Here is a 20,245-nt window from a genome sequence, read left to right as displayed (position 1 = left end):
TTATTTTTTTATGAGCTTTATTGCTTTTTCACGATTTTTAAAATCTTTTTTAGTAATGGAATCTAAATAATCGATACCTTTTAGCTTTATGATTTTAGCAGCCTCAACATCTACTTTTGCACCTGCACCTTTTGTAATCGAAATGTCGGTTTTTTTAATGATTTGTTCGAAGTATTTCACAAATGCATAGCGTGCAATAATTGAACTTGCCGCAATAGCAATCGATTTAGATTCACCTTTCGTTTCGAACTTTGTTTTATTACGCTCAGGTATAGTACCGATTGCATAATTTTCATATACACCTTGTACTGCAAACTGGTCAATCACGATGTAATCAAGCGGTTCATTTATTTTTTTCAGAACATTTTTTATTGCTTCGTTATGAAGTACAGCTTTCATTTTTACTTGTGACCAGCCGAGCTGTTTTCGCTCATTATATTTAGGATTGTCAAGTACGAGCAGTGAGTGAGGGATGATTGGAATTATTTGTTCGGCAAGTTCTATAATTTGATTGTCCTTCAAGTTTTTAGAATCCATGACACCGAGCACTTTTAAAATTTCAGCGTTTTTCTTCGATACGTAACTGGCAACTACAGTCATCGGGCCGAAGTAATCACCGGAACCGGCTTCATCGCTGCCAATACAATTAAACTTGTCGTATTGAATTGAATGTGTTTTTATTGCAGCGGATTTATTTTGTGATGATTGTGCATGATTAATGCCTGCTTTTGTAAGAATTGACGCGCCAATTGCTTCACTGTTTGCACCTTGTATCATCAGCTTATTTGAATGATACAGTGTTACAGTATGACCTGAAATTTTTGTGCGATATTTTGTACCTTGAGGTAATGGCGTATTATCAGCAGGTGGCAGTGATTGCGCAATCAATTTTGCCTCTTTTTCAGTCAATATATATACTTTATTGCTCATTTTTGCCTACTTTCTAACATTTAAGTATGTTTTTATTGTTATTCATTATGTAAAAATGGTAACATAAACTAAAATAAATAACGATGACGGAGTGTTAATATGGGAGAATTTAAGAATAGAATTACTGTAAATATATATGATCAGTTCTATACAATTCTCGGTGAAGATGAACCGAGCCATATTCGTCACGTTGCAAGTTTAGTCGATGAACGTATTCGTGAGATTGCAAAGTATAATGCAGGGCTAGATACGTCACGCAAAGCAGTACTCGCTGCAGTCAACGTGATGGATGATTATGTGAAATTAAAGGAAGAACACGATTTGCTACTTCAAAAGCTCAGTCGTTTAGAGGGAAACAACGATAATGATTAACTTAATTTTAATTTTCTTTTTATGTTTAGGTACGGTAATAGGTTTACGCAGAGGATTAATTTTACAATCACTGCATTTAATAGGTACGCTCGGATCTTTCATTATCGCAAAGCTCTTTTATGCGGACCTTGCTCAGAAGATGACGTTAATGATTCCATTTCCATCTACTGAAGGGAACTACGAGTCGAAATTTTTAAACATGATTACGAATGAAATGACATTTTATAACGTTGTCAGCTTCATCATTATATTTATACTATGTAAAGTAATACTGCAGTTTATTGCAACGATTTTTGATTATATAGCACAGCTTCCACTGTTAAATCAGATGAATCGTATTTTCGGAGCAGTACTCGGCTTTATAGAATCTCATTTATTATTATTTATCGTCATATTTTTATTATCAATGGTACCTGTTACGAGTGTACAGGCAAAGTTAGAAGAAAGCTTCATCGCAAATTTAATTGCAAATCATACACCGATTTTAAGTCAACTGGCAAAACATTGGTTTGAATATGTAGGTATTATTATTACATAAAGTCATAGGCACATCGTCTATGGCTTTTATTTTGGAGGGTATTATGGATATTACGAAGAAAGATTATATTAAACAGCTTGAACGAGTTGCGACGCTGCTTGAACTTTCAGGTGAGAATCCGTTCAAAATATCAGCTTACCGTAAAGCAGCAGCAAATCTTGAGACTTTTCAGGGTGACATTAATGCACTTTCTGACTTTACAGAAATTAAAGGTGTCGGAAAAGGCGTAGCAGAAGTTCTTGAAGACATTAGATTACATCAAGAATCATCGTTACTTAAGTCATTAAAGGAACAAATTCCTGAAGGGCTTATTCATATGCTTAAAATTCGAAATCTTGGTGCGAAAAAAATCGTTAAAATAAATGATGCGCTTGGCATTACAACGATTGATGAACTTAAAAATGCGTGTATCAATAACGAAATTAGCGCACTACCTGGTTTTGGTAAGAAGTCAGAGGAGAATATTCTGATTAGTATAGATGAAATGCTGACAATGACTGAAAAGTTAAGCATTTATCAAGTACATCAGTTTACTGAAATGATTAATAACGCGCTAGAAGAAATTGAAGCAATCAATCGTTATTCTGTTACAGGCAGTTTTAGACGACGTAATGAATATTCTAAAGATATCGATTATATTGTAGAAACAAATCAACGTGATATTGTAAAAGCACAATTGACGGCACTACCATTTATTAAAAAAGTAGAACTTGCTGGAGACGAAAAAGTTACCATTCAAGTTGCTAAAGATGATGTCGTAACGACTGTTGATTTCAGATTTACAGATGGGTCAAACTATGCGCATATGCTGCAGCATTTCACTGGTAGTAAAGAGCATAATATTAGAATTCGTCAGCTTGCAAAGGAAAGAAATGAGAAAGTCAGTGAATATGGCATTACAACTAGTGATGGTAACATCATACAACTGAAGCGTGAAGCAGATATTTACAATCATTTTAACCGACCATATATTCCACCTGAAATGCGTCATGACGGCTCAGAATTTGATTTTGACAACTTTAATGAAATTATTAAACACGATGATATTCGTGGTGATATTCATATGCATACAACATATAGTGACGGGGCTCATACAATTGAACAGATGATAGAAGCTTGTATTGCTAAAGGTTATGAATATATGATGATTACGGATCATTCCAAAAGTTTGTTCGTTGCAAATGGACTGAGTGAGGAAAGATTATTAGAACAGAATGAGCGCATTAAAGAACTAAACCGCCAATATAAAGAAATTGATATATATTCAGGAGTTGAAATGGATATATTAGCTGATGGTGAGATGGATTACAGCAACGAAGTACTTTCGCAGTTAGACTATTGTATCGGTGCAATTCATCAGTCGCTGAATCAAAGTGAAGCAGAAATTATGAAGCGATTAATCAATGCATGTGAAAATCCTTACGTCAGACATATTGCACATCCGACAGGACGATTGATTGGTCGTCGCCATGGGTACAATGTGAATATGGCTCAGCTTATTGAAATCGCACAAAAGACGAACACAGTACTTGAAATTAATGCGCATCCGATGCGACTTGATTTATCGAGTGAAATCTTAAAACAATATCCAGACTTAAAACTTGTTATCAATACTGATGCACACGCCGTTCAGCAGCTTGATTTAATGAAATATGGCGTCAGCACCGCGATTAAAGGTTATGTTAAAAAGGAACAGGTGATAAACACACTGTCACGTGAAGCCTTCAAATCTTGGATACAGAATGGGAAGTAATGTTATGAATAAAAAAGCTTTAAATGTATTAGAATATAATAAAATCATTGAGCGTGTAGATGCATTCACACAAAATGAATTATCAAGCAGAAAAGTAATGATGACGGCACCAACGCGTGATAAAGCACAAATAATCGAAATGCTGTCACAACTGGAAGAGGCACGTCGAATCGAAATGACCCAGACAGAACCAGGTATGAGTATGCTAAGTGATATTCAGTTGCTCGTGCGTCGGGCAGTCATCGGCTCGGTGCTGTCAGTTACTGAACTCAATAAAATTAAAAATAATATAAAAGTTGTAAATCGCTATAAAACATATATTGCAAACTTGTTTGAAGAACGCGAACTTGAAATTCCGATGATGTATGAAACGTTTAAACGTTTACCTCAAGTTACAGAACTTGCAGAAAGCATTCAGTCGAAGTGTGATGAAACGACTTTATTTGATCATGCTTCGCCTAAATTAGCAGAGATTCGTCAGGAAATGAATCGTATTAATCGCCGTATTAAAGAGCGACTTGAAAATATTGTGCGCAGTTCAAATAATCAGAAAAAATTATCAGATGCAATTGTCACGATCCGTAATGGCCGTCAAGTAATTCCGGTACGTAGTGAATATAAGCAGGATTTTCCAGGTATCGTACATGATACTTCAAGTAGTGGGCAGACGTTTTATATTGAACCGAACAGTATCGTACAGCTTTCAACTGAGCTGAGTGCAGTGACACATCGTGAACAAGAGGAAGTTGAAAGGATTTTATACGAACTGACGAACGAAGTAGCCGTTCATGATAACGCACTGACATATTCTACTGAAGTGTTATCGGATTTAGACGTGTTAATGGCGAAAGCGAAATATGGTAATCGTAATAAGATGGTTATGCCGAATGTTGTAGACACAAGGACAGTTGATTTACCAGGTGCATGGCATCCGTTATTACCTTCAGACACTGTCGTTAAAAATAATATAAGTTTTATTGGGGACACACAAACTGTTATAATCACCGGTCCGAATACAGGTGGTAAAACTGTTACGTTAAAGACGACTGGCCTGATTATTTTAATGACGCAAAGCGGGATGATGATTCCTGCTCGTGAAGGTGCAGCAATCAGTATCTTTGATGAGGTGTTCTGTGATATCGGTGATGAACAGTCGATTGAGCAGTCACTTTCAACGTTCTCAAGTCATATGACAAATATCGTATCGATTTTAAATGAAATGACAAGTGATAGCTTCGTTATGTTTGACGAACTAGGAGCTGGTACAGATCCTAGTGAAGGTGCGGCACTTGCGATGAGTATACTGGATACGTGTCTTGAACAAAATGTAATGACGATGGCAACAACGCACTATCCTGAACTAAAAGCATACAGTTATAATCGAGACCGCGTCATGAATGCAAGTGTTGAATTTGATGTCGAAACTTTAAGTCCGACATACCGATTACTAATGGGTGTACCGGGTAAAAGTAATGCATTTGATATCGCGAAGAAGTTAGGCTTGAGTTTATCGATTATTAAACATGCACGCCAGATGATTCATATGGACGATGCAGAAATTGATAATATGATCAAAAGTTTAGAAAGAAACGCTAAACAGATGGAAGATGACCGTATATACACAGAACAGCTGAAGCTGGAAGTACAGTCACTGCATAATGATCTGAAGAAAAACTTTGAAAGCTATTTAACGCAGAAAGAAAACTTGATAGAACGCGCGAAACAGGATGCAAATAAAATTGTTAAAAATGCAGAAAAAGAAGCTGATGCATTGCTCAAAACATTGCGTAACTTAAAATCTAATGCTGATATTAAAGAGAACGAACTGATTGAAAAGCGTTCTAAGTTAGGTAAAATGTATCATGAAACGAAAATAAAAGCGGATAAGAAATCGACTAAAAATGAAGTTATAGCTAAAGGTGATCACGTTAAAGTACTCAGTTATGGGCAAAAAGGTGTGATTCTTGATGTCGATGGAGATGAAGCTGTTGTTCAGATGGGTATCATTAAGATGAAGCTGCCGTTAAATGAACTGGAAAAAGAAGCACCACCAAAAGAAGATAAAATTCGCGTCGTTCCTAGAAGCAATCGCCAGACGATTAAAATGGAACTAGACCTGCGTGGTGAACGTTATGAGGATGCACTTATTAAACTTGAGCAGTATTTAGATCAGGCACTTTTGAGCAACTATGAACAAGTAACGATTATTCACGGAAAAGGTACGGGTGCACTACAAAAAGGTGTGCAGCAATATTTACGTCGATCAAAAGCTGTATCGAGCTTCCGTGGAGGTATGCCGGCGGAAGGTGGATTCGGTGTTACAGTTGTTGAACTGAAATAAGGAGGCAGTATGGATAACTTTGATATGTATAAACTCGCAAAAGTATTGATTGTTGTATCGGTCTTAATGCTTTTAGGCGGAATCATTTATTTATTCATTGCATAATATGTGAGCAAAAGTAATGACCCCATGATTTTTATTTGATATACTCCATTTATAAACTTAATTGACATGGAGGAATTAATTATGGCTTTAATAAATGCAACAGATAGTAACTTTGAAGAAAATATTAAAGAAGGTGTAACATTAGTTGACTTCTGGGCACCTTGGTGTGGACCTTGTAAAATGATTGCACCTGTATTAGAAGACTTAGCAAAAGATGTTGAAGGTAAAGCGAACATCGTGAAAGTAGATGTTGATGAGAACCAGGCAACAGCTGCTAAGTTTGAAGTAATGAGTATTCCAACTTTAATCGTATTTAAAGATGGTCAGGCAGTGGATAAAATTGTTGGTTTCCAACCGAAAGAACAATTACAAGCAGTGCTTGCAAAACATTACTAATATTTGAAGTGCAGGCAGAGACAATTGTCTCTGTCTATTTTTTATGAATGGAATGTGTGGTGAATGATGTGGAACAGTATGAATTAAATATTAAACATAAATTATCAGTTTTACCGACAGAACCGGGCTGTTATTTAATGAAAGATAGAAATGATCAAGTCATATATGTCGGAAAGGCGAAAAACTTAAGAAACCGTGTACGTAGTTACTTTACGGGGAGTCATGATGAGAAAACAACGCGACTCGTAATGGAAATTCGTAATTTTGAATATATTGTTACGAGTACGGAAATAGAGTCGCTGCTGCTTGAACTGACGTTAATAAAGAAACACTATCCGAGATATAACATATTGCTGAAAGACGATAAAAGTTATCCGTTTATTAAGATTACGAACGAAAAGCATCCAAGGTTGATCGTTACGCGTACAGTAAAGAAAAACAGCGGGAAATATTTCGGTCCATATCCTAATGCATACGCAGCCCATGAAACGAAGAAGTTATTAGATCGTATTATTCCTTTCCGTAAGTGTACGCATATGCCGGATAAGTTATGTCTTTATTATCATATTGGACAATGTCTCGGCCCATGTGTATATGATGTTGATCAGCAGGAATATCAGCATTATATTCAAATCGTCTCTAATTTTTTAAGCGGCCATGACACAACAATCGTGGAAGATTTAAAAGCGAAGATGAGCGCTAAAGCTCAGAACCTGGAATTTGAAGAAGCGAAAGAATATCGTGACCTTATACAGCATATTGAATCATTAATGTTTAAACAGAAAATGATGACAAGTGATATGACGACGCGTGATATATTTGGCTTTAGCGTCGATAAAGGCTGGATGTGCATTCAAGTTTTCTTCATTCGACAAGGTAACTTAATTGAACGTAAAGTGCAGATGATTCCTTTAATTGATGATGCGAAAAGTCATTTTTATAACTTTATCGGCCAATTTTATAGACTAGAAGAAAATTTACTGCCTGGTGAAGTGCACATTCCACTCGGGCTTGATATGGAAATGGTACGTTCTGTTGTAGATACGAAAGTGCTACAGCCGATACGTGGTAAAAAACGTGAAATGGTTGATTTAGCAGTTAAAAATGCACAAATTGCGCTAAGTAATAAATTTGATATTATTGAGCGTGATGAATCAAGAACAGTTAAAGCTATTGAAGAATTGGGTAATGCGATGGGAATTGAAACACCAATTCGAATTGAAGCATTTGATAATTCTAATATACAGGGAGTAGATCCTGTTGCTGCGATGGTAACGTTTATAGACGGTAAACCAAGTAAACGTGATTACAGAAAGTATAAGATTAAGACGGTTACAGGACCGGATGACTATGCGAGTATGCGTGAAGTGGTGCGCCGACGTTATACACGTGTACTGAAAGAAGGATTGCCGTTACCTGACTTGATTATAGTCGATGGTGGTAAAGGGCATATGACAAGCGTCATTGACGTATTGGTGAATGAACTTGCGCTTGATATACCGGTTGCGGGTTTAAAGAAAAACGATAAACATATGACGAGCGAACTCATATATGGAGAAAATTACGACATCATTCCTTTGAACAAAAAGAGTCAGAGTTTTTATTTACTGCAACGCATTCAGGATGAAGTGCATCGATTCGCAATTAGCTTCCACCGTAATACACGTCGTAAAACAGGCCTGTCATCTCAACTTGATAATATTAGTGGCATGGGTCCGAAAAGAAAAACAATGCTAATGAAGCACTTCGGTTCGGTTAAACGAATTAAAGAAGCTTCAATCGAAGAGATTCGTGCCATTGGTATTCCACAAAAGTTGGCGGTTGAAATTCATAATGCATTAAAAACAGAATAAAAACATAATAATTGTTTGTGAAATTCATTAATTGAGAATCATTTTCATGCCCAAATTTATACTAATAAATGATACAATAAGAGCAACAATGAATTTCACAAACTTTTTTTAATATAAAATGTAATCGGTTTCTTGATTTCATTACTTAAGAGGCGTATTATTAAATTTGTGAAATTATTAATAGTTTATAGGGGGGACCTCACTTGGCAAGTTCAGACAAATCTTTTGCATTACGCAGGCTACATTCATTACTTGGTGTAATTCCGCTAGGTGTCTTTTTAATTCAGCATTTAGTTATTAACCACTTTGCAGTAGCAGGGCCAGAAAGCTTTAATAAAGCATCTGATTTTATGTGGAATTTACCATTTAAGATTGCTTTAGAAACTTTAGTTATTTATTTGCCGATTTTATTCCATGCAATTTATGGTATCTTTATTGCATTTACGGCGAAAAACAATGTACAACGTTATTCAACATTCCGTAACTGGATGTTCTTATTACAACGTATTACTGGCGTGATTGCATTTATCTTTATTGCAGTGCACGTATGGCAAACACGTGTACAGGCAGCGCTTGGGCACCATATCAATTATGATATGATGGCGGATTTATTCAGTAATCCAATTACGTTAATTTTATACGTAGTCGGTATTGTGAGCGTAATCTTCCACTTCGCGAATGGTTTATGGTCGTTTGCAGTGAGCTGGGGTATTACACAATCACAGAAATCTCAAAATGCAATGGCTTACGTGTCATTAGTTGTATTTATCGTCGTTACATTTATTGGTTTAAGAGCATTATTCGCATTTGTATAATTTATAGATATTTAGGGGAGTGACATATCAATGGCAAAAAGTAACGTTATCGTTGTCGGTGGGGGACTAGCCGGTCTTATGGCAACAATTAAAGTGGCAGAATCAGGTACACCAGTTGATTTATTCTCACTTGTACCAGTGAAACGTTCACACTCTGTTTGTGCGCAAGGTGGTATTAACGGGGCAGTTAACACGAAAGGTGAAGGTGACTCACCTTATATTCACTTTGATGATACAGTTTACGGTGGAGATTTCTTAGCGAACCAACCACCTGTAAAGGCAATGACAGAGGCAGCACCTGGTATTATCCATTTATTAGACCGTATGGGTGTAATGTTCAACAGAACACCAGAAGGTTTACTTGATTTCCGACGTTTCGGTGGAACATTACATCACCGTACTGCATATGCAGGTGCAACGACAGGTCAGCAATTATTATATGCTTTAGATGAACAAGTACGTAAATTTGAAGTTGAAGGATTAGTTACGAAGTATGAAGGATGGGAATTTCTTGGTACTGTAATTGATGATGAAGGTAAAGCGCGTGGTATCGTAGCTCAGAACTTAACGACATCTGAAATTCAATCTTTTAAATCTGACGCAGTAATCATGGCTACAGGTGGACCAGGAATTATTTTCGGTAAATCTACAAACTCTATGATCAATACAGGATCAGCTGCATCGGTTGTTTATCAGCAAGGTGCAATTTATGCGAACGGTGAGTTTATTCAAATCCACCCTACAGCAATTCCTGGTGATGATAAATTGCGTTTAATGAGTGAATCGGCACGTGGTGAAGGTGGACGTGTCTGGACATATAAAGACGGTAAGCCTTGGTATTTCTTAGAGGAGAAGTATCCTGATTACGGTAACTTAGTACCACGTGATATCGCGACACGTGAAATCTTTGACGTATGTGTGAATCAAAAACTAGGTATTAACGGTGAAAACATGGTTTACCTTGATCTATCACATAAAGATGCGCATGAGCTGGATGTTAAACTTGGTGGTATCATCGAAATTTATGAGAAGTTTACGGGAGATGACCCACGTAAAGTACCAATGAAAATCTTCCCGGCAGTGCATTACTCAATGGGTGGATTATGGGTAGATTATGATCAGATGACGAATATCCCTGGATTATTTGCGGCTGGTGAATGTGATTACTCACAACACGGTGGTAACCGTTTAGGTGCAAACTCATTATTATCAGCAATTTATGGTGGTATGGTTGCAGGACCGAATGCAATTAAATATATTAAAGGTTTAGAAAAATCATACGAAGATGTTCCTGAATCGATTTATCAGGAATCAGTAGAAAGAGAACAAAAACGTTTCGATGCATTACTGAACATGAAAGGTACAGAAAATGCATATAAACTTCATAAAGAACTTGGTGAAATTATGACTGCGAACGTAACAGTTGTACGTCATAATGACAGACTTCTTGAAACAGACAAGAAGATTGTTGAACTTATGGAACGCTACCATGATATCGATATGGAAGATACAGCATTATGGAGTAACCAGGCTGTATTCTTTACACGTCAATTATGGAACATGTTAGTGTTAGCACGTGTAATGACGATCGGTGCATATAACCGTAACGAGTCACGTGGTGCACACTATAAGCCTGAATTCCCTGAGCGTAACGATGAAGAGTGGTTAAAAACAACGATGGCAAAATTCAAAGGTCCAAAAGAAGCACCAGAATTTTCTTATGCGCCAGTTGATGTAAGTTTAATTCCACCACGTGTACGTGATTACTCTAAGAAGTCTAAAGGGGGTAAATAGTAATGGCAGAAAAAACAATTAAATTAAATATTAAACGTCAAAAAGATGCAACAAGTGCACCTTATGATGAAACTTTCGTCATTCCTTACCGTCCAAACATGAACGTTATCGCAGCTTTAATGGAGATACAGCGTAATCCAATTAATGATCGTGGTGAAAAAACGACACCTGTTACTTGGGATATGAACTGTTTAGAAGAAGTATGTGGTGCATGTTCAATGGTAATTAACGGTAAAGCCCGTCAATCATGTTCTGCGATTATTGATACGTTAGAACAACCGATTCGTTTAGAACCGATGGCGACATTCCCGGTCATCCGTGACTTACAGGTAGATCGTTCGAAAATGTTCGATAACTTAAAGCGTGTTAAAGCGTGGGTTCCGATTGATGGAACATACGATTTAGGCGCAGGTCCTCGTATGCCTGAGAAGAAACGTCAGACAGCTTACGAATTATCTAAATGTATGACGTGTGGTGTATGTTTAGAAGTTTGTCCGAACGTTAACAAAAATTCTAAATTTATGGGTGCACAACCAATTTCACAAGTACGTTTATTTAACTTACATCCAACAGGAAGTATGAATAAAGACGAACGTATACATGCATTAATGGGTGAAGGTGGACTTGCTGAATGTGGTAACTCACAAAACTGTGTAACTGCATGTCCGAAAGGCATTCCTTTAACGACATCAATTGCAGCGATGAATAGAGAAGCAACATTCCAGATGTTCAAATCATTCTTCGGATCTGACTACCAAGTACATTAATATGAAAGTATTATTCAGGAATGAGACAATGTCTCATTCCTTTTTTATATCAAATTGCGATATAAATATTAATAATTAGGGTATTTATTTGATATGATAGTTTTATATACAAAAGGAGAAGGTTATGGATCAACAAATTATTGCTTTAGAATATGAATTGAGAAGATTAGCGGATATTATTAAAAATGAAGGGCGTCAGGAACTGATTGCCTATAATATTACGGATATTCAATTTATGGCAGTACAATGGATTAAAGAAACAGACGCAATGACAATTGGCGCGTTATCCAAACATTTAAATTTAGCTATTTCGTCCACTTCAGAACTCGTGGATCAACTCGTACAGAAAGACTTTGCAGTTAGAAAAAAAGACGATGAAGATAAACGAAAAGTAAACATTCATTTAACGAAAAAAGGGCAAAAGTTAATCGATGATGTTATTATAAAACGTCAGAAGTATTTACAATCACTCGTAAATTGTTCTGAATTTGATGCGCCAGATTATTATGCACATACGCATGCGCTTTACCGAAAAACAGAAGAAGGTGAACAAATTGAATCAACCGATAGGGGTCATTGATTCAGGGGTAGGAGGTCTGACAGTCGCTAAAGAAATTATGCGACAGCTTCCGAATGAAACGATTTATTATTTAGGTGATGAAGCGCGCTGTCCATATGGACCACGTTCACAGGAAGAAGTATTGAATTATACGATTCAACTGGCAGAATTTTTAATTGAACAAAATATAAAGATGCTTGTTATTGCTTGCAACACAGCGACTGCTGCAGCATTAGAGACGTTACGTAATATGTTCACTATTCCCATATTAGGCGTTATTGAACCCGGTGCAAGAACTGCAATTATGACAACAAACAATAATCATGTCCTTGTACTTGGAACTGAAGGGACAATTCGTTCTCACGCATATAAACAAAAAATACATATGATTAATCCAAAAATAAATGTAGATGGAATAAGCTGTCCTGATTTTGTGCCGTTAGTTGAAAGCAGACGTTATAAAGATCCGGTCGAAAGTATGCGTGTTATCGATAATACTTTATCATATTATAAAAAGCATAAAAGTGATACTGTTATATTAGGATGTACACATTATCCATTATTACAGCATTATATTCAGGAATACTTTAATGGAGAAAAGAAAGTAATTTCTTCGGGACTTGAAACTGCGAGAGAAGTGAGTGCCATTTTAACGTTCAGAAATGAACATGTGACGACACCACAATATACGAAACATCAATTTTTTGTAAATGGTGATGCAACGCATTTTAAAGAAATTGCACAAGAATGGTTGAAACAACCTGAACTACAAGTCGAATCTATACATTTGGAGGACATATGAAAGAAATCGTAATCGCTACAGGAAATAAAGGAAAGATTAATGACTTTAAGCACATATTTAAAAATCATAAAGTCATTGGCATAAAAGAACTGATTGAAGATTTTGATGTTGAAGAAACAGGTACAACATTTGAAGCAAATGCAGCATTAAAGTCTGAGCATGCTTGTAAATTGTTAAATAAAATTGTAATTAGCGATGATTCAGGACTTGAAGTTGACGAATTAAATAATGCACCAGGTGTATACTCGGCACGTTATTCAGGAGCAGATGCAACAGATGAATCAAATCTTGACCTTGTACTTCAGCAAATGGAAGGACAGACAGACCGTAAAGCGCGTTTTGTATGTGTAATTGCAGTCAGCATTCCAGGAGAAGTAACAAAAACTTTCAGAGGTGAAGTAGAAGGCGAGCTTTTAACAGAACGTCGTGGTAATAATGGATTTGGATATGATCCAATCTTCTATGTACCAAGTCTCGGGAAAACAACTGCTGAATTAACAGGCGAAGAAAAAGCACAAATTTCACATCGTGGGAAAGCGATTGAAAAGTTATTGCAATCACAAATTTTATAAGGGGTGTTCTTATGAAGTGGGTAATCGTTAGTGACAATCATAATATGAAAAATATATTAACGGATATCGTATCTGTTCATGAAGATGCTGATTTGTTTATACATCTTGGAGATTCAGAGTTTGATTATCATGACCCAGAACTAAAATGCTATATAAAAGTGGCTGGCAATTGTGATTTTGGAAGTCAGTTTGAGTCTTCAAAAAAAATACAGATGCAGCATATTAATGCATTTATTACGCACGGACATCTCTATCAAGTAGGAAGAAATCGTGAACGCATTGCTGAAGCAGCAGCATTAGAGAACTGTAATATAGCATTTTATGGTCATACGCACATAAAACGTGTTGAAACGATTGAAGGGGTTGTGTGTATCAATCCAGGCTCTATCGCTCAGTCGAGAAGTGCTGACACTGAAACATATGCAGTATTCACAGTCGAAGAGGAAAATCAGATGATTACATTCTATAATCAACAACATGAGATTGTTGATAAAGAAATCGTTTTGTTATAGAAAAGAAATAGAGACATAAGTCTCTATCTTCTTTCGATTAACATACGAAACAACAGAACACCTTTGTTCCAGTCGCTTAACAATGTATTAATCCTATTATTGTGTAATTCGCAATCATTGATGTTATTATTAGTTATTTTATTTTCTAAATGTTGTTGACTTTACGACTTAAAGTTGATTATAATTAATCTTGTGTTAAATATTTGTCCTGGTAGCTCAGCTGGATAGAGCAACGGCCTTCTAAGCCGTCGGTCGGGGGTTCGAATCCCTCCCAGGACGCTAAAACCTAGCGTGGTTACGCTATTTCAAGAGTGCAGGTGTCAAATAAGTGTCAAGAGAATAATTCTCTCACTTTTTGACCCTGTATTTTTTTATGTTCATCAAGTAAATGTGTGTAAATATCTAAAGTGATTGATATGTTAGCATGTCCTAATCTTTTACTAATATATTCGATTGGTATCTGTTTACTAATGAGGTATGACGCATGTGTATGCCTTAAAGCATAAGGTGTAATTTCGTCTGATATGCCGATATGTGTTTTTAGCTTTTTAAATACCTTATTTACAGCAGTGTGCGATAACATGAAGATTTTATCATCAGAACGTTTAGCGTGCCTTAAAAGGTGCTTATTAATTAAAATAACGTCATTCTTTGATATTTCCACAATTCTGTCTGCATTTTCTGTTTTAGTGCCATGTAAATGAATGGTGCTATCCTTAATACTGATGTCAGAATAACTTAAGTTATTTACTTCCGAAAAACGTGCGCCTGTGATAGCTAGGATATAAAGTAATATAGAACTACGTTCGTGTTTGTCTTTTAAATAGTCTATAACAGCTTCGTACTGTTCAATAGTCATATACTTCGCTTGTTCCTTCTTTGCTTCCACAGTACCTTTAAATTTGATATTATGTGTAGGGTCTTTTTTGAGGTAGCCATCATATACTGCATCTTTTAAACATGCTTTAAGTAAATTATTCACTTTACGTACTGTTTCAGTAACGTGCCCCTTTGAATAATTCGTAATAAAACTTTGATATTCTGTACGTGTAATGTTTTTAACGAGTATATTTTCTCCGAAATGATCTAAAAATAAAGTTAAAGCTCGTTTATACCAGTAGACTTGCTTATCAGATAACTCGAGTTTGCCATTGATTTCAAGCCAGTTATTATAATAGTCTTTAAATCGTTTATCGTCTTGAATATGATTACCCTCATCAATCTGCTTAATCAATTCAAGTGCAGCATTCGTTGCATCAGCTTTTGTTTTGAAGCCTGACTTACGTTTCTTGCCGTTTTTAAATGATGGGTCCTTAACGTCATACTGCCACGAATAACCGCTTTTTTTTATGCGTTTATATACTGTAAATGTAGCCATATTATAGCTCCTTTCATAAAAAAGTGTATAAAAAATAAGGGCACGCCAAAACACACCCTTATTATTCGATTTTTACTTCGATAAATTATCTACAGCGTATTGCGCTTCTTCTTGAGTAAAACCTTCAATTTCAGAAGTTAACTGTGTAAGAATAGCATCGGCACTCATGTTTTGGTCTTTTTGATATGATTCAGCTTTCTTTAAAGCGTTCTCTTTGTAATCAGCTTTTAAGTTGTCTACTGCGTATTGAGCATCTTCAGGCTTAAATTTATCAGCTTCAGACGTTAATTGATTGTAGATACCTTTTTTACTCATGTGCATCATATCGCTATAAGTTTCAGCTTTAGCTAATGCTGCTTTCTGTTGTGCTGTTGCATTATCTTTCTTTTCTTCTGTTGTTGCTTCTTTTTTATCTGTCGTAGTCGTTGTTGTCTTTGTATCTTTTGTTGCATCATCATTATTACCGCCTAAAGCAGCAGTGCAGGCACCTAAAAGAATTAATAATAACAACAACCCTCCACATCCAATTAAAAATGGATTACGTTTCTTTTTGACTTGAACAGGATTACCATTCGCATCATAATAAGTTTCTTTCTTAGCCATTCTTACATCTCCTTTATATTAATTTATATTTATGATAAAGATTGAGAGGGAGGGAACCCTCTTCAATCGAATATCTGATAGTTATATATCACTTTTCCTACAACTTCAATTGTGTCTTCTGAGTCGATGTCGAATGTGTTTGTTTTAAATTCATCTGAAAACGATACAGGATCTAAATGGATTTTAGTTTCTGTTTTTCTCACGCGCTTCACTGTATATTCATTACCAACTCGCAAAACTAAAATATCGTTCGTATTTAAAGTATAATTAGCGGTTCTTCTATAATCTACTACTACTATATAACTGCCATTTGCTAAAACTTTATTCATCGAATCGCCATTAACTTGAAGACCTATGCATTCTTCAGGTTTATAACTCCTAAATATTGAAGATGGCACTTTCAATGTTCCTTCATCAATAGAAACATTCTCGAAATTACCAGCAGATACTTTACCGAAATAATCGATGTCAGTCTCTTCAGTTGATAATTCAATACTTTGAACTTCGTTCTCGAAATCTAATAATTCACTTAGTGGTACATTCAGTATTTCAGAAATATTTTGAATTCTACCCATTCGCGGCTCATTCGTACCTTTTTCCCAGTGATGAATCATCGCATCGCTCACGCCTAGTAATTTAGCAAACTGCGTTTTATTCATCTTTTTTTCTAATCGTATTCTTTTGATAGTTGTAGCAAAACTCATTATTAACACCTCCTATACTTATTATTATACTTAAATTAATTTAAGTTTCAATAAGAAAATAAAAATAAATTTAATAAAACTAAAATATTTTTATTGACATCTAAGTTTTACTTAGGGTAATATAGAGTTAACTTCAAAAAAGGAGGGGAGAAAATGAAGAAAACAATAAAAGCGTGGCGTGCTGATTTAGGGTTGACGCAGAAACAAGTAGCTGAAAAGCTAGGTGTTTCAGAAGTTACTTATAACTCATGGGAACAAGATAATTCTATGTTCAGGGTTAAGTCAGTCATTCAACTAAGTATTATTTTTGGTTGTGAACCCGACGAAATTATTTTTTTTGCGAACAAATCTAAGTTTAACTTAGAGTTTGAAGAAGTGAGTTAGAAAGGAGAATAGAAAATGAACGAATTACAAGTATTTAATTTTGATGAATTACCAGTAAGGACTTTAGAAATCGATAACGAACCATATTTTGTAGGTAAAGATGTAGCTCAAATTTTAGGATACAAAAACGGCAGTCGAGATATCAATCGTCACGTAGATGAAGAAGATAGAATGGTGCAAGTTTTACCGCAGTACCAAAACGGTACTTTGGTATCAAAAACTATATTAATCAATGAATCAGGATTATATTCGATGATTTTTGGAAGCAAATTAGAATCGGCTAAACGATTTAAACGCTGGGTGACATCAGAAGTGTTACCACAAATCAGAAACAAAGGAATGTACATCACTAAAGCAACAGCAACTGAGATGATTAACAATCCTGAAATATTAACGATGTTAGTTGAACAAATTGCGAAAGTAAGTAATTTACAACTTGATTACAATACGCAGACATCAAACGAACTAAAAGAAATCAAGCAAACACTTACAGGAGAGTACGTAACGCCACAGGATATTACAGCAATTAAATACATGGTAAAAGATAAAGCTGAAAAATATGTGGATGCAAATGGAACGCAACTAACACTAGAAGATGTCGCAACTACAGATATTTACGAATTAGCACAACACAACAAACGCTTAAAAGAACAACGTCGTTATGACATCGGTAAAGCTAAATCAAAAATATTAGTTGCTACTAAAAAGTATTTAGGAATGAAAGGTAATGCTCCTAATAATCACATTAAACGACGTGATGTAGACAGAGCAATTCAATTTATTAAAGATATGCGCAATTAAGAAATCGCTTAAAGGAAGGTGACTTAAATGCTAACTATCGATTTATCAGATGTTAAAGCTGAACTCGTTGCAGCTATTCAGAATGCACTGCCAAAAGCTGAGAAAGTAGAATATGCAGATTTTGCAGACGCAAAACATGAATTCCCTCGAATTTGCGGAATATCATTTGCTGATCTCGAGAAGAAAGTCTACTCACATCAGGAATTTAAGCAGTACATCAGACGTTTTGAAGGCAGTAATAAACGTTACATCGAAGTTGAGCCAGCGAGAGTATTTGTTCGAAATTTAATGATAAAGGAGTGCGACAGATGAAGTTATTCACAGCAACTGCAACTGTTTTACTAGCTGTTAGTTACATTGTTACTCAATTAAGTATTCATCTCACGTCACTCGAAACTTCAGGCTTATTCATCACGTTATCATGTTTATCACTACTATTCGTAATCAATAGCGACTTTGTCGAAACCGATAAATAAGATTAGTCACATTATCGTTCTAACTTACACGAAAGGTCAGATAAAGCGATATAAACGTGATTTGAAATATTATACGAAGCACGAAGATATACGAGTAGTGCATAGTAGATTTGATGATACAGGTGGAGTGATTAAGTTTCAGTATGTTCGATAAAGGATGTGAGCGAGTATGAATTACACATGTGGTGGTGGCGGTAGCTTTTTGAAAGGTGGCGATGAAGATGATTCACGACAACGAAAGTTGGCGGCAGTTGATGGAAGAAGAGTTTAGTAAAACTGTTGAAGATGAGAGTTATATCGTAGTTGAGAAAGAAGAAGAGGACAAATAAAAAAACACATACAGTTAAGTATGTGCCACAAGTAAATTAGACACTTACATTGTAGCACATTTCACGACTGTAGGAAATGGAGAAAATATGAATGAAATAACTGATTTACCAAATTTATTCTTCATATTAGAAGAATTGATTAAAGAAAGATGCTACACAGATGAAAAAATAGAAGTTGTATTCAATAAAAATATTGAAGATTTAGCGAATATAAAAGTATGGCATCACGACGATAGATATAGATGTAAATGCAAATGTCTAAACATAACTGAAGGCGAAAGTATAGAAGATGCATACAGTAAGTACGAAAAGATTAAGCATGTAATGAAAAATGGAGGTCTTTTAAATGAGTAATTTATTCGGAATTAGCAGTGATCTGGAACAAGTAAAAGCAATGATGATTGACCCTGAATATAGCGAAGTTGATTTAAAAGATACATTAGATAGTTTAGAACTCGAATTCGAGAAAAAAGCAGAAGGTATTAAATATGTAATGTTAGAGAAAAAAGCACATATTGATGCACTAAAAGAACGTAAGAAAGTCATTGATGCACGTATCAAACAGGAAGAACGTGGCATCGAAAGTTTAAATCGTTACTTATACGATGCAATGCTATTTACAGGTAAAACGAAGTTTAAAACAAGTGAATTCACTTTCTACATTAAGAATAACGCTCCACAAATCGATAGAGAAAAATTAGATGTATCTAAAGTGCCTAGCGAGTATTTTATCGAACAAGAGCCGAAGTTAGACAGTAAGAAACTACTGAACGACCTTAAAGCAGGAAAAGAGATTGAAACTGCAGAATTAAAGGTTACAGAAAGTTTGGTGATTAGATAATGACTGAATCATTATTCGAGCAATTAAATAAAGTCAACGTTAATGATCATGTAGAACAAAAGAACGGATTAAGCTACCTTTCGTGGAGTTGGGCGCACGGATATCTAAAGAAGATTGACCCTGATTTCAAAGTTGAAATTACAGAATTTCCTCATCCTGATGTACCTATTGATAACTTTTTTGTGCCTTATTTAAAAACGAGCGAAGGTTATTTTGTTCAAGTATCAGTAACGATAAAAGGTAAGAAAGAAACTGAACTATTACCAGTATTAGATTTTCGCAATAAACCAGTTGCGCCAAATACAGTTGCAGCATTCGATATTAATAAAGCACATAAGCGCTGTTTCGTTAAAGCAGCAGCTTTACACGGGCTAGGTTTATATATTTATAACGGCGAGAAAGAGCCTGAACAAGTGAAAACACCTGCAGATGATAAAGACATCAAAGAATTACAAACGAAATTAGATGAAGCTGTAAAAGTTGGTGGAGATGACGCTACGGAAAGTAAGTTACTTCATTGGTTAAAGATTGAAGATAAAACGAAAGTATTTAAAGAAGATTTACCTGCATATATCAAGAAGTTAGAAGTATTAATCAACTCTAAAAAGAAACAGGAGTGA

General features: G+C 35.5%; 25 protein-coding genes and 1 tRNA gene. 22 read left to right on the top strand and 4 right to left on the bottom strand.

Going from position 1 to position 20,245, the window contains the following annotated elements:
• Complete coding sequence (gene rnhC, locus LAU42_RS07425) at nucleotides 1-930, bottom strand: ribonuclease HIII (RefSeq protein WP_224182993.1); 930 nt, start codon at nucleotides 928-930, stop codon at nucleotides 1-3.
• A gap of 99 nt (nucleotides 931-1,029) precedes the next feature.
• Between rnhC and zapA the strand changes: the two genes are divergently transcribed.
• From zapA to LAU42_RS07355, 14 genes are all read left to right on the top strand, one after another.
• Nucleotides 1,030-1,302 (top strand): cell division protein ZapA, encoded by a 273-nt coding sequence (gene zapA / locus LAU42_RS07420; protein ID WP_224182992.1) that lies wholly within the window; start codon nucleotides 1,030-1,032, stop codon nucleotides 1,300-1,302.
• A complete protein-coding gene (locus tag LAU42_RS07415; RefSeq protein ID WP_224182991.1) occupies nucleotides 1,295-1,840 on the top strand; it encodes a CvpA family protein in 546 nt (181 codons plus the stop codon). Before zapA ends, LAU42_RS07415 begins: the two co-directional genes overlap by 8 nt.
• A gap of 49 nt (nucleotides 1,841-1,889) precedes the next feature.
• Nucleotides 1,890-3,593 (top strand): DNA polymerase/3'-5' exonuclease PolX, encoded by a 1,704-nt coding sequence (polX, locus tag LAU42_RS07410; RefSeq protein WP_224184773.1) that lies wholly within the window; start codon nucleotides 1,890-1,892, stop codon nucleotides 3,591-3,593.
• A gap of 4 nt (nucleotides 3,594-3,597) precedes the next feature.
• Nucleotides 3,598-5,934 (top strand): endonuclease MutS2, encoded by a 2,337-nt coding sequence (locus LAU42_RS07405; protein WP_224182990.1) that lies wholly within the window; start codon nucleotides 3,598-3,600, stop codon nucleotides 5,932-5,934.
• 186 nt (nucleotides 5,935-6,120) lie between these two features.
• A complete protein-coding gene (gene trxA / locus LAU42_RS07400) occupies nucleotides 6,121-6,435 on the top strand; it encodes a thioredoxin (protein ID WP_224182989.1) in 315 nt (104 codons plus the stop codon).
• Between the two features lie 68 nt (nucleotides 6,436-6,503).
• A complete protein-coding gene (gene uvrC, locus LAU42_RS07395; RefSeq protein WP_224182988.1) occupies nucleotides 6,504-8,288 on the top strand; it encodes an excinuclease ABC subunit UvrC in 1,785 nt (594 codons plus the stop codon).
• 203 nt (nucleotides 8,289-8,491) lie between these two features.
• Nucleotides 8,492-9,103, top strand: a complete 612-nt coding sequence (locus LAU42_RS07390) for a succinate dehydrogenase cytochrome b558 subunit (protein WP_224182987.1) — start codon at nucleotides 8,492-8,494, stop codon at nucleotides 9,101-9,103.
• A 30-nt stretch (nucleotides 9,104-9,133) separates the two neighbouring features.
• Nucleotides 9,134-10,897, top strand: a complete 1,764-nt coding sequence (gene sdhA, locus LAU42_RS07385) for a succinate dehydrogenase flavoprotein subunit (protein WP_224182986.1) — start codon at nucleotides 9,134-9,136, stop codon at nucleotides 10,895-10,897.
• Nucleotides 10,898-10,899: 2 nt separating this feature from the next.
• On the top strand, nucleotides 10,900-11,664 hold the full coding sequence (gene sdhB / locus LAU42_RS07380; protein WP_224182985.1) for a succinate dehydrogenase iron-sulfur subunit: 765 nt from the start codon (nucleotides 10,900-10,902) through the stop codon (nucleotides 11,662-11,664).
• Nucleotides 11,665-11,788: 124 nt separating this feature from the next.
• Complete coding sequence (locus LAU42_RS07375; RefSeq protein WP_224182984.1) at nucleotides 11,789-12,244, top strand: MarR family winged helix-turn-helix transcriptional regulator; 456 nt, start codon at nucleotides 11,789-11,791, stop codon at nucleotides 12,242-12,244.
• Nucleotides 12,219-13,025, top strand: a complete 807-nt coding sequence (racE, locus tag LAU42_RS07370; protein ID WP_224182983.1) for a glutamate racemase — start codon at nucleotides 12,219-12,221, stop codon at nucleotides 13,023-13,025. The genes LAU42_RS07375 and racE overlap by 26 nt, the downstream gene beginning before the upstream one ends.
• A complete protein-coding gene (locus LAU42_RS07365) occupies nucleotides 13,022-13,597 on the top strand; it encodes an XTP/dITP diphosphatase (RefSeq protein ID WP_224182982.1) in 576 nt (191 codons plus the stop codon). Before racE ends, LAU42_RS07365 begins: the two co-directional genes overlap by 4 nt.
• Nucleotides 13,598-13,608: 11 nt before the next feature.
• Nucleotides 13,609-14,109 (top strand): metallophosphoesterase family protein, encoded by a 501-nt coding sequence (locus tag LAU42_RS07360; protein ID WP_224182981.1) that lies wholly within the window; start codon nucleotides 13,609-13,611, stop codon nucleotides 14,107-14,109.
• A 205-nt stretch (nucleotides 14,110-14,314) separates the two neighbouring features.
• Nucleotides 14,315-14,388, top strand: a tRNA-Arg gene (locus tag LAU42_RS07355).
• A gap of 52 nt (nucleotides 14,389-14,440) precedes the next feature.
• Here LAU42_RS07355 and LAU42_RS07350 read toward each other — a convergent pair.
• From LAU42_RS07350 to LAU42_RS07340, 3 genes are all read right to left on the bottom strand, one after another.
• Entirely contained in the window at nucleotides 14,441-15,487 is a 1,047-nt protein-coding gene (locus LAU42_RS07350; RefSeq protein ID WP_224182980.1) for a site-specific integrase, read from the bottom strand.
• Nucleotides 15,488-15,559: 72 nt separating this feature from the next.
• Nucleotides 15,560-16,090, bottom strand: a complete 531-nt coding sequence (locus LAU42_RS07345) for an Ltp family lipoprotein (RefSeq protein ID WP_224182979.1) — start codon at nucleotides 16,088-16,090, stop codon at nucleotides 15,560-15,562.
• A gap of 62 nt (nucleotides 16,091-16,152) precedes the next feature.
• Nucleotides 16,153-16,794 carry an XRE family transcriptional regulator gene (locus LAU42_RS07340; RefSeq protein ID WP_086042890.1) on the bottom strand — a complete coding sequence of 214 codons (642 nt, stop codon included), beginning with the start codon at nucleotides 16,792-16,794 and terminating at the stop codon, nucleotides 16,153-16,155.
• Between the two features lie 153 nt (nucleotides 16,795-16,947).
• On the opposite strand from LAU42_RS07340, the gene LAU42_RS07335 reads away from it, so the two are divergent.
• The 8 genes from LAU42_RS07335 (at nucleotide 16,948) to LAU42_RS07300 (ending at nucleotide 20,245) form a co-directional block, all read left to right on the top strand.
• Nucleotides 16,948-17,178 carry a helix-turn-helix transcriptional regulator gene (locus tag LAU42_RS07335; protein WP_224182978.1) on the top strand — a complete coding sequence of 77 codons (231 nt, stop codon included), beginning with the start codon at nucleotides 16,948-16,950 and terminating at the stop codon, nucleotides 17,176-17,178.
• 15 nt (nucleotides 17,179-17,193) lie between these two features.
• The gene (locus tag LAU42_RS07330; RefSeq protein WP_224182977.1) at nucleotides 17,194-17,979 is read left to right on the top strand and encodes a BRO-N domain-containing protein; all 786 of its coding nucleotides are present in this window, start codon (nucleotides 17,194-17,196) and stop codon (nucleotides 17,977-17,979) included.
• A gap of 27 nt (nucleotides 17,980-18,006) precedes the next feature.
• Nucleotides 18,007-18,291 carry a hypothetical protein gene (locus LAU42_RS07325; protein ID WP_224182976.1) on the top strand — a complete coding sequence of 95 codons (285 nt, stop codon included), beginning with the start codon at nucleotides 18,007-18,009 and terminating at the stop codon, nucleotides 18,289-18,291.
• Entirely contained in the window at nucleotides 18,288-18,455 is a 168-nt protein-coding gene (locus tag LAU42_RS07320; protein WP_224182975.1) for a hypothetical protein, read from the top strand. The genes LAU42_RS07325 and LAU42_RS07320 overlap by 4 nt, the downstream gene beginning before the upstream one ends.
• Nucleotides 18,436-18,609, top strand: coding sequence for a hypothetical protein (locus tag LAU42_RS07315; protein ID WP_224182974.1), 174 nt, complete (start codon nucleotides 18,436-18,438; stop codon nucleotides 18,607-18,609). Before LAU42_RS07320 ends, LAU42_RS07315 begins: the two co-directional genes overlap by 20 nt.
• Before the next feature lie 262 nt (nucleotides 18,610-18,871).
• Entirely contained in the window at nucleotides 18,872-19,138 is a 267-nt protein-coding gene (locus LAU42_RS07310; RefSeq protein WP_224182973.1) for a hypothetical protein, read from the top strand.
• The gene (locus LAU42_RS07305; protein WP_224182972.1) at nucleotides 19,131-19,625 is read left to right on the top strand and encodes a siphovirus Gp157 family protein; all 495 of its coding nucleotides are present in this window, start codon (nucleotides 19,131-19,133) and stop codon (nucleotides 19,623-19,625) included. Before LAU42_RS07310 ends, LAU42_RS07305 begins: the two co-directional genes overlap by 8 nt.
• Entirely contained in the window at nucleotides 19,625-20,245 is a 621-nt protein-coding gene (locus LAU42_RS07300; RefSeq protein WP_224182971.1) for a Sak single strand annealing protein, read from the top strand. The genes LAU42_RS07305 and LAU42_RS07300 overlap by 1 nt, the downstream gene beginning before the upstream one ends.

The sequence above is a fragment of the Macrococcus armenti genome (genome assembly GCF_020097135.1).
Classification (GTDB): domain Bacteria; phylum Bacillota; class Bacilli; order Staphylococcales; family Staphylococcaceae; genus Macrococcoides; species Macrococcoides armenti.
This window is presented reverse-complemented; position numbering and strand designations above follow the sequence as displayed.

What these genes read in the sequence shown, in the direction of transcription:
- rnhC (WP_224182993.1), bottom strand. Translation starts at nt 930, where the DNA reads ATGAGCAATAAAGTATATATATTGACTGAAAAAGAGGCAAAATTGATT.
- zapA (WP_224182992.1), top strand. Translation starts at nt 1,030, where the DNA reads ATGGGAGAATTTAAGAATAGAATTACTGTAAATATATATGATCAGTTC.
- LAU42_RS07415 (WP_224182991.1), top strand. Translation starts at nt 1,295, where the DNA reads ATGATTAACTTAATTTTAATTTTCTTTTTATGTTTAGGTACGGTAATA.
- LAU42_RS07405 (WP_224182990.1), top strand. Translation starts at nt 3,598, where the DNA reads ATGAATAAAAAAGCTTTAAATGTATTAGAATATAATAAAATCATTGAG.
- trxA (WP_224182989.1), top strand. Translation starts at nt 6,121, where the DNA reads ATGGCTTTAATAAATGCAACAGATAGTAACTTTGAAGAAAATATTAAA.
- sdhA (WP_224182986.1), top strand. Translation starts at nt 9,134, where the DNA reads ATGGCAAAAAGTAACGTTATCGTTGTCGGTGGGGGACTAGCCGGTCTT.
- sdhB (WP_224182985.1), top strand. Translation starts at nt 10,900, where the DNA reads ATGGCAGAAAAAACAATTAAATTAAATATTAAACGTCAAAAAGATGCA.
- LAU42_RS07375 (WP_224182984.1), top strand. Translation starts at nt 11,789, where the DNA reads ATGGATCAACAAATTATTGCTTTAGAATATGAATTGAGAAGATTAGCG.
- LAU42_RS07365 (WP_224182982.1), top strand. Translation starts at nt 13,022, where the DNA reads ATGAAAGAAATCGTAATCGCTACAGGAAATAAAGGAAAGATTAATGAC.
- LAU42_RS07360 (WP_224182981.1), top strand. Translation starts at nt 13,609, where the DNA reads ATGAAGTGGGTAATCGTTAGTGACAATCATAATATGAAAAATATATTA.
- LAU42_RS07350 (WP_224182980.1), bottom strand. Translation starts at nt 15,487, where the DNA reads ATGGCTACATTTACAGTATATAAACGCATAAAAAAAAGCGGTTATTCG.
- LAU42_RS07345 (WP_224182979.1), bottom strand. Translation starts at nt 16,090, where the DNA reads ATGGCTAAGAAAGAAACTTATTATGATGCGAATGGTAATCCTGTTCAA.
- LAU42_RS07340 (WP_086042890.1), bottom strand. Translation starts at nt 16,794, where the DNA reads ATGAGTTTTGCTACAACTATCAAAAGAATACGATTAGAAAAAAAGATG.
- LAU42_RS07335 (WP_224182978.1), top strand. Translation starts at nt 16,948, where the DNA reads ATGAAGAAAACAATAAAAGCGTGGCGTGCTGATTTAGGGTTGACGCAG.
- LAU42_RS07330 (WP_224182977.1), top strand. Translation starts at nt 17,194, where the DNA reads ATGAACGAATTACAAGTATTTAATTTTGATGAATTACCAGTAAGGACT.
- LAU42_RS07325 (WP_224182976.1), top strand. Translation starts at nt 18,007, where the DNA reads ATGCTAACTATCGATTTATCAGATGTTAAAGCTGAACTCGTTGCAGCT.
- LAU42_RS07320 (WP_224182975.1), top strand. Translation starts at nt 18,288, where the DNA reads ATGAAGTTATTCACAGCAACTGCAACTGTTTTACTAGCTGTTAGTTAC.
- LAU42_RS07310 (WP_224182973.1), top strand. Translation starts at nt 18,872, where the DNA reads ATGAATGAAATAACTGATTTACCAAATTTATTCTTCATATTAGAAGAA.
- LAU42_RS07305 (WP_224182972.1), top strand. Translation starts at nt 19,131, where the DNA reads ATGAGTAATTTATTCGGAATTAGCAGTGATCTGGAACAAGTAAAAGCA.
- LAU42_RS07300 (WP_224182971.1), top strand. Translation starts at nt 19,625, where the DNA reads ATGACTGAATCATTATTCGAGCAATTAAATAAAGTCAACGTTAATGAT.